Origin of the sequence: Psychrobacillus sp. NPDC096623 (assembly GCF_044762655.1) — a bacterium.
GTDB lineage: Bacteria > Bacillota > Bacilli > Bacillales_A > Planococcaceae > Psychrobacillus.
The window spans coordinates 94,223-108,165 of record NZ_JBIWER010000005.1 but is presented as its reverse complement, the minus strand read 5'-3'; the positions used below and the strand labels follow the sequence as shown (position 1 = coordinate 108,165).

14 protein-coding genes are annotated in these 13,943 nt (G+C 35.6%); 10 read left to right on the top strand and 4 right to left on the bottom strand.

The window, feature by feature from the left end; all coding sequences use genetic code 11:
- Positions 1-139 precede the first annotated feature (139 nt).
- From ACIQX2_RS14185 to ACIQX2_RS14145, 9 genes are all read left to right on the top strand, one after another.
- Positions 140-961 (top strand): MurR/RpiR family transcriptional regulator, encoded by an 822-nt coding sequence (locus tag ACIQX2_RS14185; protein WP_402851651.1) that lies wholly within the window; start codon positions 140-142, stop codon positions 959-961.
- 165 nt (positions 962-1,126) lie between these two features.
- Positions 1,127-1,399 (top strand): DUF3219 family protein, encoded by a 273-nt coding sequence (locus tag ACIQX2_RS14180; RefSeq protein ID WP_402852145.1) that lies wholly within the window; start codon positions 1,127-1,129, stop codon positions 1,397-1,399.
- A gap of 16 nt (positions 1,400-1,415) precedes the next feature.
- Positions 1,416-2,420 (top strand): LLM class flavin-dependent oxidoreductase, encoded by a 1,005-nt coding sequence (locus tag ACIQX2_RS14175; RefSeq protein ID WP_402851648.1) that lies wholly within the window; start codon positions 1,416-1,418, stop codon positions 2,418-2,420.
- A gap of 187 nt (positions 2,421-2,607) precedes the next feature.
- Complete coding sequence (locus tag ACIQX2_RS14170; protein ID WP_402851645.1) at positions 2,608-2,955, top strand: gamma-type small acid-soluble spore protein; 348 nt, start codon at positions 2,608-2,610, stop codon at positions 2,953-2,955.
- 257 nt (positions 2,956-3,212) lie between these two features.
- Positions 3,213-4,445, top strand: coding sequence for a serine/threonine transporter SstT (gene sstT / locus ACIQX2_RS14165; RefSeq protein WP_402851642.1), 1,233 nt, complete (start codon positions 3,213-3,215; stop codon positions 4,443-4,445).
- A 238-nt stretch (positions 4,446-4,683) separates the two neighbouring features.
- A complete protein-coding gene (locus ACIQX2_RS14160) occupies positions 4,684-5,862 on the top strand; it encodes a NupC/NupG family nucleoside CNT transporter (RefSeq protein WP_402851639.1) in 1,179 nt (392 codons plus the stop codon).
- 478 nt (positions 5,863-6,340) lie between these two features.
- The gene (ahpC, locus tag ACIQX2_RS14155) at positions 6,341-6,904 is read left to right on the top strand and encodes an alkyl hydroperoxide reductase subunit C (protein WP_402851636.1); all 564 of its coding nucleotides are present in this window, start codon (positions 6,341-6,343) and stop codon (positions 6,902-6,904) included.
- A gap of 15 nt (positions 6,905-6,919) precedes the next feature.
- Positions 6,920-8,452, top strand: a complete 1,533-nt coding sequence (ahpF, locus tag ACIQX2_RS14150; RefSeq protein ID WP_402851633.1) for an alkyl hydroperoxide reductase subunit F — start codon at positions 6,920-6,922, stop codon at positions 8,450-8,452.
- Between the two features lie 432 nt (positions 8,453-8,884).
- Positions 8,885-9,094, top strand: coding sequence for a hypothetical protein (locus ACIQX2_RS14145; RefSeq protein WP_402851630.1), 210 nt, complete (start codon positions 8,885-8,887; stop codon positions 9,092-9,094).
- A 139-nt stretch (positions 9,095-9,233) separates the two neighbouring features.
- Here ACIQX2_RS14145 and ACIQX2_RS14140 read toward each other — a convergent pair whose 3' ends face one another.
- From ACIQX2_RS14140 to ACIQX2_RS14130, 3 genes are all read right to left on the bottom strand, one after another.
- Positions 9,234-9,527, bottom strand: coding sequence for a spore coat protein (locus ACIQX2_RS14140; RefSeq protein ID WP_402851627.1), 294 nt, complete (start codon positions 9,525-9,527; stop codon positions 9,234-9,236).
- A 20-nt stretch (positions 9,528-9,547) separates the two neighbouring features.
- Positions 9,548-9,751: a hypothetical protein gene (locus tag ACIQX2_RS14135; protein ID WP_402851625.1), complete on the bottom strand. Its 204-nt coding sequence runs from the start codon at positions 9,749-9,751 to the stop codon at positions 9,548-9,550.
- A gap of 175 nt (positions 9,752-9,926) precedes the next feature.
- Complete coding sequence (locus ACIQX2_RS14130) at positions 9,927-10,202, bottom strand: hypothetical protein (protein ID WP_402851622.1); 276 nt, start codon at positions 10,200-10,202, stop codon at positions 9,927-9,929.
- 114 nt (positions 10,203-10,316) lie between these two features.
- Here ACIQX2_RS14130 and ACIQX2_RS14125 point away from each other — a divergent pair, with 114 nt between their 5' ends.
- Positions 10,317-10,508 carry a small acid-soluble spore protein H gene (locus ACIQX2_RS14125; protein ID WP_402851619.1) on the top strand — a complete coding sequence of 64 codons (192 nt, stop codon included), beginning with the start codon at positions 10,317-10,319 and terminating at the stop codon, positions 10,506-10,508.
- Between the two features lie 51 nt (positions 10,509-10,559).
- On the opposite strand, the gene ACIQX2_RS14120 is transcribed toward ACIQX2_RS14125, so the two are convergent.
- On the bottom strand, positions 10,560-13,592 hold the full coding sequence (locus ACIQX2_RS14120; protein WP_402851616.1) for an efflux RND transporter permease subunit: 3,033 nt from the start codon (positions 13,590-13,592) through the stop codon (positions 10,560-10,562).
- Positions 13,593-13,943 lie beyond the last annotated feature (351 nt).

The window sequence follows — 13,943 nt, the reverse complement described above, 5'->3', positions numbered from 1 at the left end:
AAATATTTTTAGAATTTATAGTTAGTATGAGGGTGCAATGTAAATGGCTGGTTACTAGAATGTTTTTGATTTGTAAATTTTCAAAATATTCATTTTTGAAAAATATTTTTCATATATACTATGTAGAGAGGTGATAGATATGGATAGCCAACAAAGTTTTTCTGATTATACAAAAAGTGAGCGAAGAATTGCTGATTTTATAGAGAAAAATAAAAATGCCGTCATGTATTTAAATGAAACCGAATTAGCATCTACAATAGGAAGCAGTAACGCTACGCTTTCACGATTTTGGCGCAAAATTGGCTACAAAAATTTTAAGGAGTTCAAGCAAAGTTACTTAGAGCAACAGGTGATTACACCGAAAACAAAATTTGAACGTATTTTGGCTAAGGTCGAGGACAACGGCAAGTCTCTTCAGCAATCATTAATGGAATTTATGCAATATCAGCTACTAGATACACTCGAGCATATTGACGAAGCGCAGAGTCAAGTTTGTGTTAAGCGTATTGCTACATGTCGTAAGCTCTTTGTTTATGCCCCAACCTCCTCTACGGGAATGGGCTTTTTAATGAAGCATCGGCTTATGCGTTTTGGGATAGATGTTGTTATATTGGCGAGTTATGACCAGGAACTTTTTGAGCAAATTCTACATTTACAAAAAAACGATTGTGTATTTGTATTTGGTTTTGTGAAGCTGACGAGGGAAGCAGCTATTCTACTAGATCATGCGAAGACAATGCAGTCCCATAGCATCGTCATTACCGATAATATCGTCCATGAGTTTCAAACACTATGTACGCAAACTTTCTATGTGAACCGTGGAGATTTAGAGGAATTTCACTCGATGGTAGCAGCTACATTTTTAATCGAACATTTAATCGTCTCTTTAGGGCAAATGAAGAGTGAGGAAGCTTTGGGTAATCTAGAGTATTTAAATAATTTACGGGAAAAATATAAATAAGGGATGGAAGTAGAGGCTGGCTATTCTTTAATATAACTTCGTTACATTATATGTATAAATCCTGGATTAAATAAAAATACCTTCAAGGTGGTAAACTAAATTGAGTAAGTAAATTCGGAGGTGTTTGGCTTGAACAAAAGCACAGAAGATAATTCGGTGAAAGAAATGATACTAGATAATACATTAATAAAAGTAAATCATTATGAAGAAGAAAAAGTAAATGGTTTATACCAAATTTCCGTTGTGTTTAACGTAACAAGTGAAGACTACCATGATATTGCCACTTTATTGTATAAAGGTAAGTTTGACGTTACTGTTCCAGAAACGGGAATTTTTTTTCGCGGGACTATCCAAAAATACTCTACTTCCATTACTAATTTATATGAGAAAGGGCAGGTTGGAGAATATAAATTGAGTTTGCTGGAAAAGGAGATATAAGAAAGGAGCTTGGGTGATGAAGTTAAGTATTCTTGATCAGTCTCCAATTTCTTCTAATCATACAGCTAAAGAAGCTTTACACGAGTCGCTGAAATTAGCTCAAGCAGGAGAGGCATTAGGGTACACGCGCTATTGGGTGACGGAACATCATGATTTACCAGGACTAGCAAGTTCAGTTCCAGAAGTGGTATTAAGTTATATTGGTTCAAATACGAATACAATTCGCATAGGTTCGGGAGCTGTACTATTGCCTCACTATAAACCCTTTAAAGTGGCAGAAGTTTACAATTCACTCGCTACTTTATTTCCTGATCGTGTTGATATAGGTATAGGGCGTGCTCCAGGAGGATCAGCCGAAGCAACAAATGCATTATCGGATAATTTTTTGCAAAATGTCTATAAAATGCCGAGCTTAGTGAAAGATTTACTACATTTTCTAGACGATGATTTTCCTACTGAACACGCGCACTCTAAAATTTCTGCTTCTCCAATTCCAGAAGTGTCGCCGGTACCATGGCTTCTTGGGACAAGTAAGAAAAGTGCTTTACTTGCTGCGGAAAACGGGATTGCTTATACATTTGGTCAATTTATGAGTGACAATGATGGACCATCCATTATTCAGGAATATCTGGATGCATTCACTCCTAGAAAAAAAGGTCAAACAGCACAAGTTATCGTAACTGTTTCAGTCATTTGTGCAGAAACAACTGAAAAAGCAGATGCAATATCGTTAAGTGCGCTCATATGGGAACTTCAAAAAGCAAAAGGAGAAGGGCGGCGGGGAGTTCCTTCTATACATGAAGCAATGCAATATAAATTAGACGATCAAGAGAAAGATACATTCAAAAATATGAAAAAAAATATCATTATCGGTAATCCAAAAGAAGTAAAACAGAAATTAATCGAGTTGCAAGCGACATATAAAGCAGATGAAATCATGCTGAGTACCATTACCTATTCAGCTGAAGATCGTAGAAATTCATATAAACTAATAGCAACTGAGTTGCTCGACAATGATTAAACTACTTCTAGCGTACTGACATTCCAATTGGAGTCAGTACGACAGTTATATTTAATAACACAATGTTAAATATTATTATCAAAAAATAAAATGGTATGTACTGTAAAACAGTTTGAACATCTCCAAGAATTGCTAATAATAAATACCTCCGTTTTGGCAATTATAATATTCATGGAGGTGAAGAAAAATGGCAAACAACAATAACAAGCTTCCTATTGAAGCGCAAACAAATGCCCAAGAAGTTAGAAAGCAAAATGCTCAAGCTTCTCAAGGTGCTTCAAAAAACATGTTTAATGAATTTGGATCAGAATTTGGCGTATCAGTTGAACGTCAAACAAATGCTCAAGAAGTTAAACAACAAAACGCCCAAGCTAACCAAAAAGCACAACAAAACGGACAAGGTGCAATGTCTAGTGAGTTTGGAACAGAATTTGGCATATCAGCTGAACGTCAAACAAATGCTCAAGAAGTGAAGCAACAAAATGCTCAAGCTAATCAAAAAGCTCAACAAAACGCAAATAACTTAAAGAAATAAAAACTCGACCAAAAAACGATGGGGGCTTTAACTCCCATCGTTTTTTTATTGGAAGAGAAAACCGATGTTGGGCCTTAGCACATAAGAAATGCTAAAAGTTATGCTAACAAAAAATAACAATATAATATTCTAAAAATTTGTGATAGAATAAAATATCAGTTTAATTAATGATAAAATAAGTACATATTATTTCTTTGGGGAGAGATGGCTGTACTTTTTTATAAAAATGTTTGAAGAAAACTTTGGGGGATAGTATGATGAAAAAATTATTGGTTAAATGGAATGAAATTAGCCTAGTGAAAAGGATTGTTATCGGTATTATTATCGGTATCATTTTAGCCTTGACCCTTCCAAACTATGTGAGTGGTATTTCCATTTTAGGTTCTTTATTTGTCGGCGCATTAAAAGCAGTTGCTCCAGTATTGGTGTTATTCTTAGTAATGCATGCCATTGCCGCGCATAAAAGTGGTAAGAAAACGAATATGAAATCTATTCTTGGGCTTTATGCGATTGGTACATTGCTAGCTGGTGTAGTCGCTGTTTTAGCTAGCTTTATGTTCCCGGTTACTTTAACACTTGTAACAGGGGTAGAAGATCTTTCACCACCAGAGGGTATTGCAGAAGTTATGGAAACATTATTATTTAATATAGTTGCCAATCCAATCGATGCCATTATAAATGCGAACTATTTAGGTATCTTAACGTGGGCAATCGTTCTTGGACTAGCATTAAAACATGCGAGCCAGCAAACGAAAGATATGTTAGGTAGCTTTTCGGATGCTATTACGAAAGTTGTACAATGGGTGATCAATTTGGCTCCGATTGGTATTATGGGGCTTGTGTTCGATGCGATTGTAACGAGCGGGCTTTCTGCTTTAGTTGAGTATGGTCGATTGATCTTGATTTTAGTTGGATGTATGCTGTTTATCGCACTTGTAGTGAATCCGCTAATTGTGTACATTTATACACGTAAAAATCCATATCCACTTGTATTCATGGTGTTGAGAGAGAGTGGTATTACGGCATTCTTTACACGTAGTTCAGCTGCCAATATTCCAGTCAATATGAAATTATGTGAGAAACTTGGCTTAGATGAGGATACATATGCAGTTTCTATCCCGCTAGGTGCTACTATTAATATGGCTGGTGCCGCTGTGACCATTTCTGTGTTGACACTTGCAACAGTAAATACACTTGGTATTGAAGTAGACTTTATGACAGCACTAATGCTTTCTGTCGTAGCAGCTGTTTCTGCAGCAGGTGCATCTGGAGTTGCAGGCGGTTCTCTTTTACTTATTCCGCTAGCATGTAGTTTATTTGGAGTTCCAAATGATATTGCAATGCAAGTTGTAGGTGTTGGTTTTATCATTGGGGTTGTTCAAGATTCTTGTGAGACTGCTCTGAATTCATCATCTGACGTATTGTTTACAGCTACTGCGGAGCAGGCCAAAGAACGTGTGGAAGGAAAAGCTGTTACGGTGAATTCCTAATTACTTATTTATCAAAAGTCACGATACCCAAAAATGGGAATCGTGACTTTTTTTGATAGGAAAGAGTATTAGTGTTACAAAATGGTGAACAATAACTGAAAAATAAAGTACAAATTTATCAAATTTCAAGAAATGTAAACGTTTTTATTTGGTGATAATAAAAAATGATGTATACTGATTATGAAAGTGGTCGTCAGAAGTCAGACCTTCTAAAAATAAGAAATTGTGGGGGCATTAAATGAGTTATTTAATATCAATTATAGGCTTAGTTGTTGTTCTGGGTCTTGCGTGGATTGCAAGTAGTAATCGTAAAGAAATTAAAATCAGACCAATTATCCAAATGCTTATTCTTCAGTTAATACTAACATTTTTATTACTGAATACTAAATTTGGATTGATCATAATTGAGGGAATAGCAGCTGGATTCGAAAAATTACTTAGCTTTGCCAATGAAGGAATCAATTTTGTATTTGCTGGCATTGCGAATGAAGGACAAGCTCCTTTCTTCTTAACTGCTTTACTTCCAATCGTATTTATTTCAGCTCTAATTGGAATTCTGCAACATATTAAAGTTCTTCCTTTCGTTATGAAATGGTTGGGTTGGGGAATCAGTAAAGTTAACGGCATGGGAAAATTGGAATCTTATAACGGAGTAGCATCGGCTATTGTTGGACAATCTGAAGTATTTATTACGGTGAAAAAACAGCTTGGACAATTATCACCTCAACGTCTTTATACACTAAGTGCGTCGGCGATGTCTACTGTATCAATGTCTATTGTCGGAGCTTATATGACAATGATTGAACCAAAATATGTGGTGACTGCAATCGTGGTTAACTTGTTTGGCGGATTCATTATTGCTTCAATTATTAATCCTTATACCGTTTCCGAAGAAGAAGATATTCTCGTTGTACAAGAAGAGAAACAAAGCTTTTTCGAAATGCTGGGCGAATATATTTTGGATGGATTTAAGGTTGCAATCATTGTTGCAGCGATGTTACTTGGATTTGTTGCATTAATGGCGGGAGTAAATACCTTATTTGATATGGTATTAGGAATATCGTTCCAAGAAATTATTGGTTATGTCTTTGCTCCATTTGCAATTTTAATGGGTATCCCTGTTTCAGAATCAGTAACAGCCGGTGGTATTATGGCTACTAAATTAGTGACAAACGAATTTGTAGCGATGCTCTCATTAAATGATTTAGCGTCCAATCTAAGTGAACGATCAATCGGAATCATTTCCGTATTCCTTGTTTCTTTTGCAAACTTCTCTTCCATTGGAATCATTTCAGGTGCTGTAAAAGGTCTTCATGAAAAGCAAGGTAATGTTGTAGCGCGAATGGGCTTGAAACTTTTATACGGAGCAACATTAGTAAGTGTATTGACAGCGATTATTGTAAGTTTTATTTTATAATAGTGGCAATGTATTGAGTGTCTATACTTTCTAATTTTGACCAAGTTGAATCGAGTTACTAATTTAGAAAACAACACAGAAAATCATCTCACCTTTTTAGTCGAAGGTAAGATGATTTTTCTGTATTGCTTTAAAGTGAAAAATTCTAGTACGACTGCTACGATGAACTTTTTTCTTTAAACCTCTTAAGTAGTAAGACTTATAAAATACTATATTGTAATAATCAAGAATATAATGCTAACTTTAGCCCAATTAATTATTATATAAATGGTACTATGTAATGTTTGTGATGCTAAAATCCTTCTGCCTCATATTAATTCTGCAAAATCAAGGAGGATAATCTTTTTAGTAAAAGTATATTTTAAAAGTTTACACACAAGATACAAATGTACTTTAGTTGACAAAATTCGACGCCTACGTAACAATTAATACTGGATAATAATTATTATTACTAATATTTTATGGAGGAATTACTACTATGTCATTAATCGGAAAAGAAGTATTACCATTTACAGCACAAGCATATAAAAACGGTGATTTTATCGAAGTCACTGAGCAAGATTTCAAAGGTCACTGGAGTGTTGTTTGCTTCTATCCAGCAGACTTTACTTTTGTATGCCCAACCGAACTTGAAGATCTTCAAAATCAATATCCAGCATTACAAGATTTAGGTGTTGAAGTATTCTCAGCTTCAAGAGATTCTCATTTTACACATAAAGCGTGGCATGATACATCAGACGCTATCGGCAAAATTACTTATACAATGATTGGCGATCCAGCACACGTTCTTTCTCGCAACTTTGAGGTATTTATCGAAGAAGAGGGCGCTGCTGATCGTGGTACTTTCATCATTGATCCTGATGGTGTAATCCAAGCAATCGAAATTAATGCAGGTGGTATTGGTCGTGATGCTAGTACGCTTATTAACAAAATTAAAGCAGCACAATATGTTCGCAAAAATCCAGGTGAAGTTTGCCCGGCAAAATGGGAAGAAGGTAGCGAAACACTTAAGCCAAGCCTTGACCTTGTAGGTAAAATTTAAGGAGAGCGATACTAAATGGCACTTGATGCAGAAATTAAATCTCAATTAAGTCAGTACCTTGAATTGCTTGAAAACGATATCGTACTTAAAGTAAGTGCAGGTTCTGACAAAGTTTCAGATGAAATGCTAGCTCTAGTAGATGAGCTAGCTTCGCTTTCATCTAAAATTACAGTAGAAAAAGTAGAACTAACAAGAACACCAAGTTTTAGTATCAACCGTGCTGGAGAAGAAGATACAGCAGTTACTTTTGCTGGTATTCCATTAGGACACGAATTTACTTCTTTAGTTTTAGCGCTACTTCAAGTAAGTGGACGAGCGCCAAAAATAGATCAAAGTATAATCAATCAAATTCAAAATATCACTGGTGAATATAACTTTGAGACATATGTAAGCTTAACTTGCCACAACTGTCCTGATGTTGTCCAAGCACTTAATATCATGAGTGTTCTTAACCCTAACATTACACACACAATGATTGATGGTGCAGCATTCAAGGAAGAAGTAGAGAGCAAAGATATATTAGCAGTACCGGCAGTTCATCTGAATGGCGAATCTTTTGGAAATGGTCGAATGACAATTGAGGAAATTATATCTAAATTAGGTATAGGACCTGACGTAGAAGAAATTTCCAGTAAAGATCCTTATGATGTGCTTGTTATTGGTGGTGGTCCAGCTGGTGCGAGTGCAGCAATCTATTCCTCACGTAAAGGTATTCGCACAGGAATTGTAGCAGAACGCTTTGGTGGTCAAATTTTAGATACTCTTAGTATTGAAAATTTTATCAGTGTGAAAGCTACAGAAGGTCCTAAACTTGCGCAAGCTCTTGAAGAGCATGTAAAAGAATACAATATAGACGTTATGAACCTACAACGTGCAAAACGTTTAGAAAAGAAAGATCTAATCGAGGTTGAATTAGAAAATGGTGCTATTCTTAAGAGTAAATCTGTAATCATTTCAACTGGTGCTCGTTGGCGTAATATAAATGTTCCTGGTGAGCAAGAGTTCAAAAATAAAGGTGTTGCTTATTGTCCTCATTGTGATGGTCCGTTATTTGAGGGGAAAGACGTTGCGGTAATCGGTGGTGGTAACTCGGGTATTGAGGCAGCGATTGACCTTGCAGGGATTGTGAAACATGTTACAGTTCTTGAATATAACTCCGAGTTAAAAGCTGATGATGTTTTACAAAAACGTTTACACAGTCTTCCAAATGTCACTGTCTTAACAAACTCTCAAACAAAAGAAATTACCGGTACTGACAAAGTAAATGGTATTACTTATGTAGACCGAGCGACAGGCGAAGAAAACCACATCGAATTAGCAGGTGTATTTGTTCAAATCGGTTTAGTTCCTAACACTGATTGGTTAGATGGAATGCTTGAAAGAACTCCTATTGGTGAAATAATCGTTGATAAGCGTGGAGCTACTACAATTCCTGGTGTCTTTGCGGCTGGTGATTGTACAGACAGTGCTCATAAACAAATTATTATTTCTATGGGATCTGGTGCAACTGCAGCGTTAAGCGCATTCGATTATCTAATTAGAAACTAGTTATTCAACAGAATAACAGAACTTTAGTTTAGTGGTTTTATAGACTAAAAAAATCACTATTCTTTCTATTTAGAAAGGATAGTGATTTTTTGTTTCCAAAATAAAAAAAGCACTATCTCCAAAGAGATAATGCTTTTTTTCTAAAGAATTCTTTGTTCCTAAAGAACTCTTGAGGGTTTGGCACCCATTAATGTCGACTAACATAATAATCGATAGTATGGAGGTCAAACAAATTTATTTGTTGTTAGTAATCTAGTATAGCACTTATCCAGAGTAAAAACAACATTTTTTTGGGAAGACTGTACAAGGATTCTTAAAGAGGTGGTATAATAACACATTGAGATAGATTTAGAATTCATGAATCTAAATGAACGGAAGGTATTTAATGCTTCTTCCTATACTTAAATAATAACGCCATAGGAGGTGTCAATAATGAATAAAAAATGGACTATTGATCAGATAAGAGATTATGTCAGTAAGAATTCAGACTGTACGTTGCTTTCAAAAGAATATGTAGGCTACTCGCAAAAACTACTATTTAAATGTTCATGTGGAACTAATTTTGAAAAAACATTCACGAAGTTCAAAGGAAGCAATCAGAAAAAATGCACTAAATGTTTAGAACCAAGAACGCCACGTTGAATTTTATCAGTTAAAAAAGTCGCTCTGCAGAGCGACTTTTTATAATTTAGATAAAAGATTACCTGAAAATATAAATACTATCCTGCAATTTATGAGGATCTAAGTAGCTAAAATATCTACTAGTGCATTTAGGGATTTTCTAAATCAAGTCATCTGGATGTAGGTTATTTTGCATAAGTTCCTGTACTTTGCCAACCTGATCCTTAGAAGCAATTGTAGTCTTATACCAGCCTTTATCGCTCATTATCTTAAAAAGCTGGTAATTGTTTGAGCTCGCATTTTCAAAACATTGCATATAAATCTCCCGTAACTGCTGATGTGAGGTCTCTAACATAGTATTGCTAAGACTTCGGCAGCGTCCTTTTTCCAACTCTAAACAAAGCTGGAGCATTTCGCGGTCTGTTAAGCCGCGACCCTCGATATTATTTGGCATATGAAAACCACCTTTTGAAGTTATTGAATATTATTTGTTCGGTTAAAGTATTGGGAAAGGTAGGCAATTTTTAACTGGTGTTTTTCTGCCATCTCCTCGAGTTTTTTTCTAAGTTCTTGATCTTTGCATTGTGTTGCGCACCAGTTCAACGTTTTTGCCGTTATCACCTCAGCACGGATTTCATCCTCCACAAATGCCAATTCTTTCACTGTTAGAACGGTCATCCAATTTCATCTCCCTAACAATTTAGTGTAAAGCTAATATTGTTTGTACTTAAGTAATTTTATTCATTATAAGAAAGTCTTTTATTAACACCTTATAAATTACGGAAACTCTTATGAATCAATTGGCCGTTTCTCCTTTATACATTGGGTAACCTCCGTTATTAAGGCAAAGAGTTTATGTTAAATCTTCTCTGCATTGAAATTCATCATACTTTTTCATCTCACCAATCGTCTCTTCAATTTCTTTTAAATAATGCACAAACAGTTGATCTTTATCCAACTCGGTAAAATTTCGTTTATCTATAGAATTAAGTAAAGCAATAATTCCTTTAAACTTTAGGTCATCTAAGGACGGTATTTCTGGTTTACCCTGTATTTTACCAATGACAACAAGCTCTTTATTGTCATTTTCCATGCTAAATCTAAATGTTTCTATTGGGTTCATTTCCAACTAAAATCACTCCTTATATAATTAATATTTCCAAAATAACTTTTTTTACTCAATTTAACGATGTATAACTACGGTAGATGGAACAGATATTAACGTCAAAAGGAGGTAGTTAACTTGGATACTCAACGAGCGCAGGAAATTGCTTTTTCACCAAATATGGAGAATGTGATTTATAAAGGAGAACCGGTTTACATTGAGCATGTTGATCAAAATAACGGTATTGCGACCATTCATCCACTCAGCAATCCGAATGATAAACAAAGTGTAGCTGTCACAAATTTAGAGATAAAAGGCGATGTCCACTAAAATAGTAGCTTTAAAAGAACCAGACCCTAATAAGGCCTGGTTCTTTTAGTTTTATAAAAGTGTATCTTGCTTAGTTGCTTGAGACATCCGCTGCTTTTTAGATTTTCTAAAGTATAACAATTCATATATACATGGTATTACTATTAAAGTCAGTAGGGTGGCCATAGCCAATCCACCAATTACAACTATAGCGAGACTTTGAGATACTAAGCTTCCTGTTTCTGCTTTTTTCAGCAATAGAGGAAGCATTGCACAGATGGTTGCAATGGCTGTCATGAAGATTGGTCGCATTCTTGTTGCGGTTGCTTCCACAAGCGCATCTCTTATAATCATTTTTTGTTCATTTTGTTTCACTCGGTCTAACAGTACAATCGCATTTGTTACGACGATACCAATGAGCATTAATGCACCAAGAAGTGCTGTAATATCGACTGAAATACGACTTATCAGAATCCCTAAAATTGCGCCGATTGCAGCTAATGGTAGTGAGCAAAGAATGGCAATAGGTGCTTTGATTGACTTGAAAGTAATGACCATTATTAAGAACACAATTCCGATGGAAACGAGCATTATTAGAAATAAATCTGTAAAGTCTTCGGCTTGTTGACTACTTGAACCACCGATTAAAACTTCGACATTTTCTGGTATATCCATTCCTTCATTATCATTTTCATCTCCGAATATCTCTAAGTTCACTGCACTAGAGATTTCTGAAAGCTTGGAAGGATCAACAGATGCTGTTACTCGAAGGTAGGCATCTCCGTCTTTATGAACCTGGTTAGTTGATCGCTCTTCACTTTGTAATGTTGCAAGAGAGGAGACTAGGACTATCCCTTCATTTGTCATAACTGGGATATCTTCAAGGTCTTCGGGTGTTGCGGTATTTAGAAGTGGCTCCAGGAATACTGTTTTTTGCTTGTCATTTAAATTAATCGTTCCAATTGGTGTTTTGTTTAATAGTACTGCTAACTGCTGGGCAATTTGTTCTGTATTTCCCTTGGAAGGATCGACAATTAGTGAGTGTACAGTTTTCTTTTCATCTTGGTTGGTCGTAACTTCCTCTACACCGTCCAAGTTTTGTACTTTTTCCTTAATAGCTGTTGCTACATCCTCTAGTTCAGATATATCCTCTCCGACTATATCAATTGTAATATTTGTACTAGCTCCTCCCATCATAAAGGAAGCGGTGCTTACTTCAAATTGAGCATCAGAATAATGGTCTTTTTGTTTTTCCATTTCTTTTACTATTAAGTCCGTATCCTTTTTGTCCTTTAGTAAAATACTGAAAGATGCTTCTGTTGAGGAACCAACCCAACCATACTGTGCTGCTTCTGGAGGGGAGCCAACTTGAGCGAATAAGTGTTGAACTTCATCCATAGCAAGTATAGATGATTCAAGCTCAATGGTTTTTTCCTTCACTTTTTCCATTGGTGTATCATTTGGATAGCTCAGTGTGACGGAAACATAGTCAGCAGAAGAACTGTCAACCGCCCCTTTAGGGATGACGAAGTAAGCTCCAATAGAGCCAGCAAAGAGAAGGATAGAAACCGAGAATACAATCCATTTATGGTTTAGAGACCAAGTAACCATTTTAGGGAAACGAACGGCTGGTTTATGCTCAGGAATTTTAGCATTCTTCAATAATCCCGCGCTCATCAGTGGGACAACCGTCAATGCAACGATTAAAGAGGCAAGTAAAGAATAGGTTACCGTTAAAGCAAATGGTAAAAGAAATTCTTGAAGTCCTCCATTTAACAAACTCATTGGCAGGAAAACGGCTACTGTTGTTAGGGTAGAAGCTGTTATAGCCACTCCCACTTGCTTAGTTGCATCAATTATCATTTGAATAGAGAATTTTTCTGTTTGCATCTTGCGGAAAATATTTTCAATGACCACTATACTGTCATCTACAAGTCGCCCAACTGCAACAGCAACGCCACCTAGCGTTAAAATATTTAATGTTACACCAGACCAGGATAGCAAAAATAATGTAAAGCAAAGTGATAAAGGTATCGATATGATCGTAATGAAAGTGGAACGAATATTTCGCAAAAAGAGCATAATAACGATTGTTGCAAATAATGCACCGAGAAGAACCTCTTTTATCATCGTATGAACAGAATTCTCCACCATATCGGCTGAAGATAAATAAATAACAGATTCCTGATGGTCATACTTATCATTAATTTCCTTTGTTACCTTTTCAATATCCTTACTAATTGTAACTGCATTGGATTGACTATCTTTTGTAATGCTTATATCCAAGCTATCCATACCATTAAAACGGCTAATGAAATTTGAATCCTTCGTTTCTTCAATAGTAGCAATATCACCTAGTGTTACATCGGGAGTTACTGGAAGATCTTTCAGTTTATCCAGACTATTAATATCGCCTATTACTTTAATATTGCTTGTTTTGCCATCAATGATTTTTTCTCCAACTGTTACAGAAGTATTTTTGCCTTGAAGGATACCTACAATCGATTGAAGGGGAATTTGATTCTCTTCTAATTTTTCATCATCAATACTAATCGAAATGATGGAATCTGTTATCCCATAAACATCTACTTTAGAAACACCTTTTACTTCTTGATACATGGATTGCAGTTCGTTACGTGCGAACTCTTTATTTTCTTCCGTCAAACCTTCATCGAAGGTAACTGCAATGTTGACAATTGGAATCATAGAAGTATTAAGCTGTGAAATAATTGGCTTAGATATATAGGGAGGCAAAGATATACTATTTAAAGCATCTTGAACATCCAGTTTTGCCTGCTTCATATCATATCCTGCCTCGAAAAACAGGTCTACTTTTGAAAAACCATCTCCAGTTGTGGAATAAACAGACGTTTTGCCGTTTAATCCTGTGACTGTCCTTTCAATCGGGATGGTCACTTCTGATTCCATCGTTTTGGAGTCAATACCCTGGTTCATGGAAATAATAGAGACTTGTGGATTATCAGCAGTCGGTAGAAATTCCATAGGCAGTCTAAAATAGCTGACGATTCCTATAACTAATATTAAAACAGTTAAAACAGCTACCGCTGCCCTGTTTCCAAAAGCCCATTTTGTAAATAATGACATTATAAATTTCCTCCTAAATTAATTGCCTGAGTATAAAAAAAGAAAAAATGCTTAAATCAAAGGCTGTGTAGCAATTTATAATACTGATTTTTTTCGGGTGCTCCTTCCTAAGAATGGTTTGGTTACCATTTCATTGTATAAAAGCGATTAGCGCTCTACATTGAGCCTTAGCTTTAAATGTTACTAGGTCTAGAGGCTTAGGGAGTTATGCATGAAACAAAAATAGTAACTTAACTAGGAAACGACTTACTTTTTCTGTTAAATCACCTGCCGCGAAGTAACCTTTATAAAAAAAGTTTCCAATATATGATAATATTGACCTTTGAAGGATTTTGATAAGACTTACAGAAT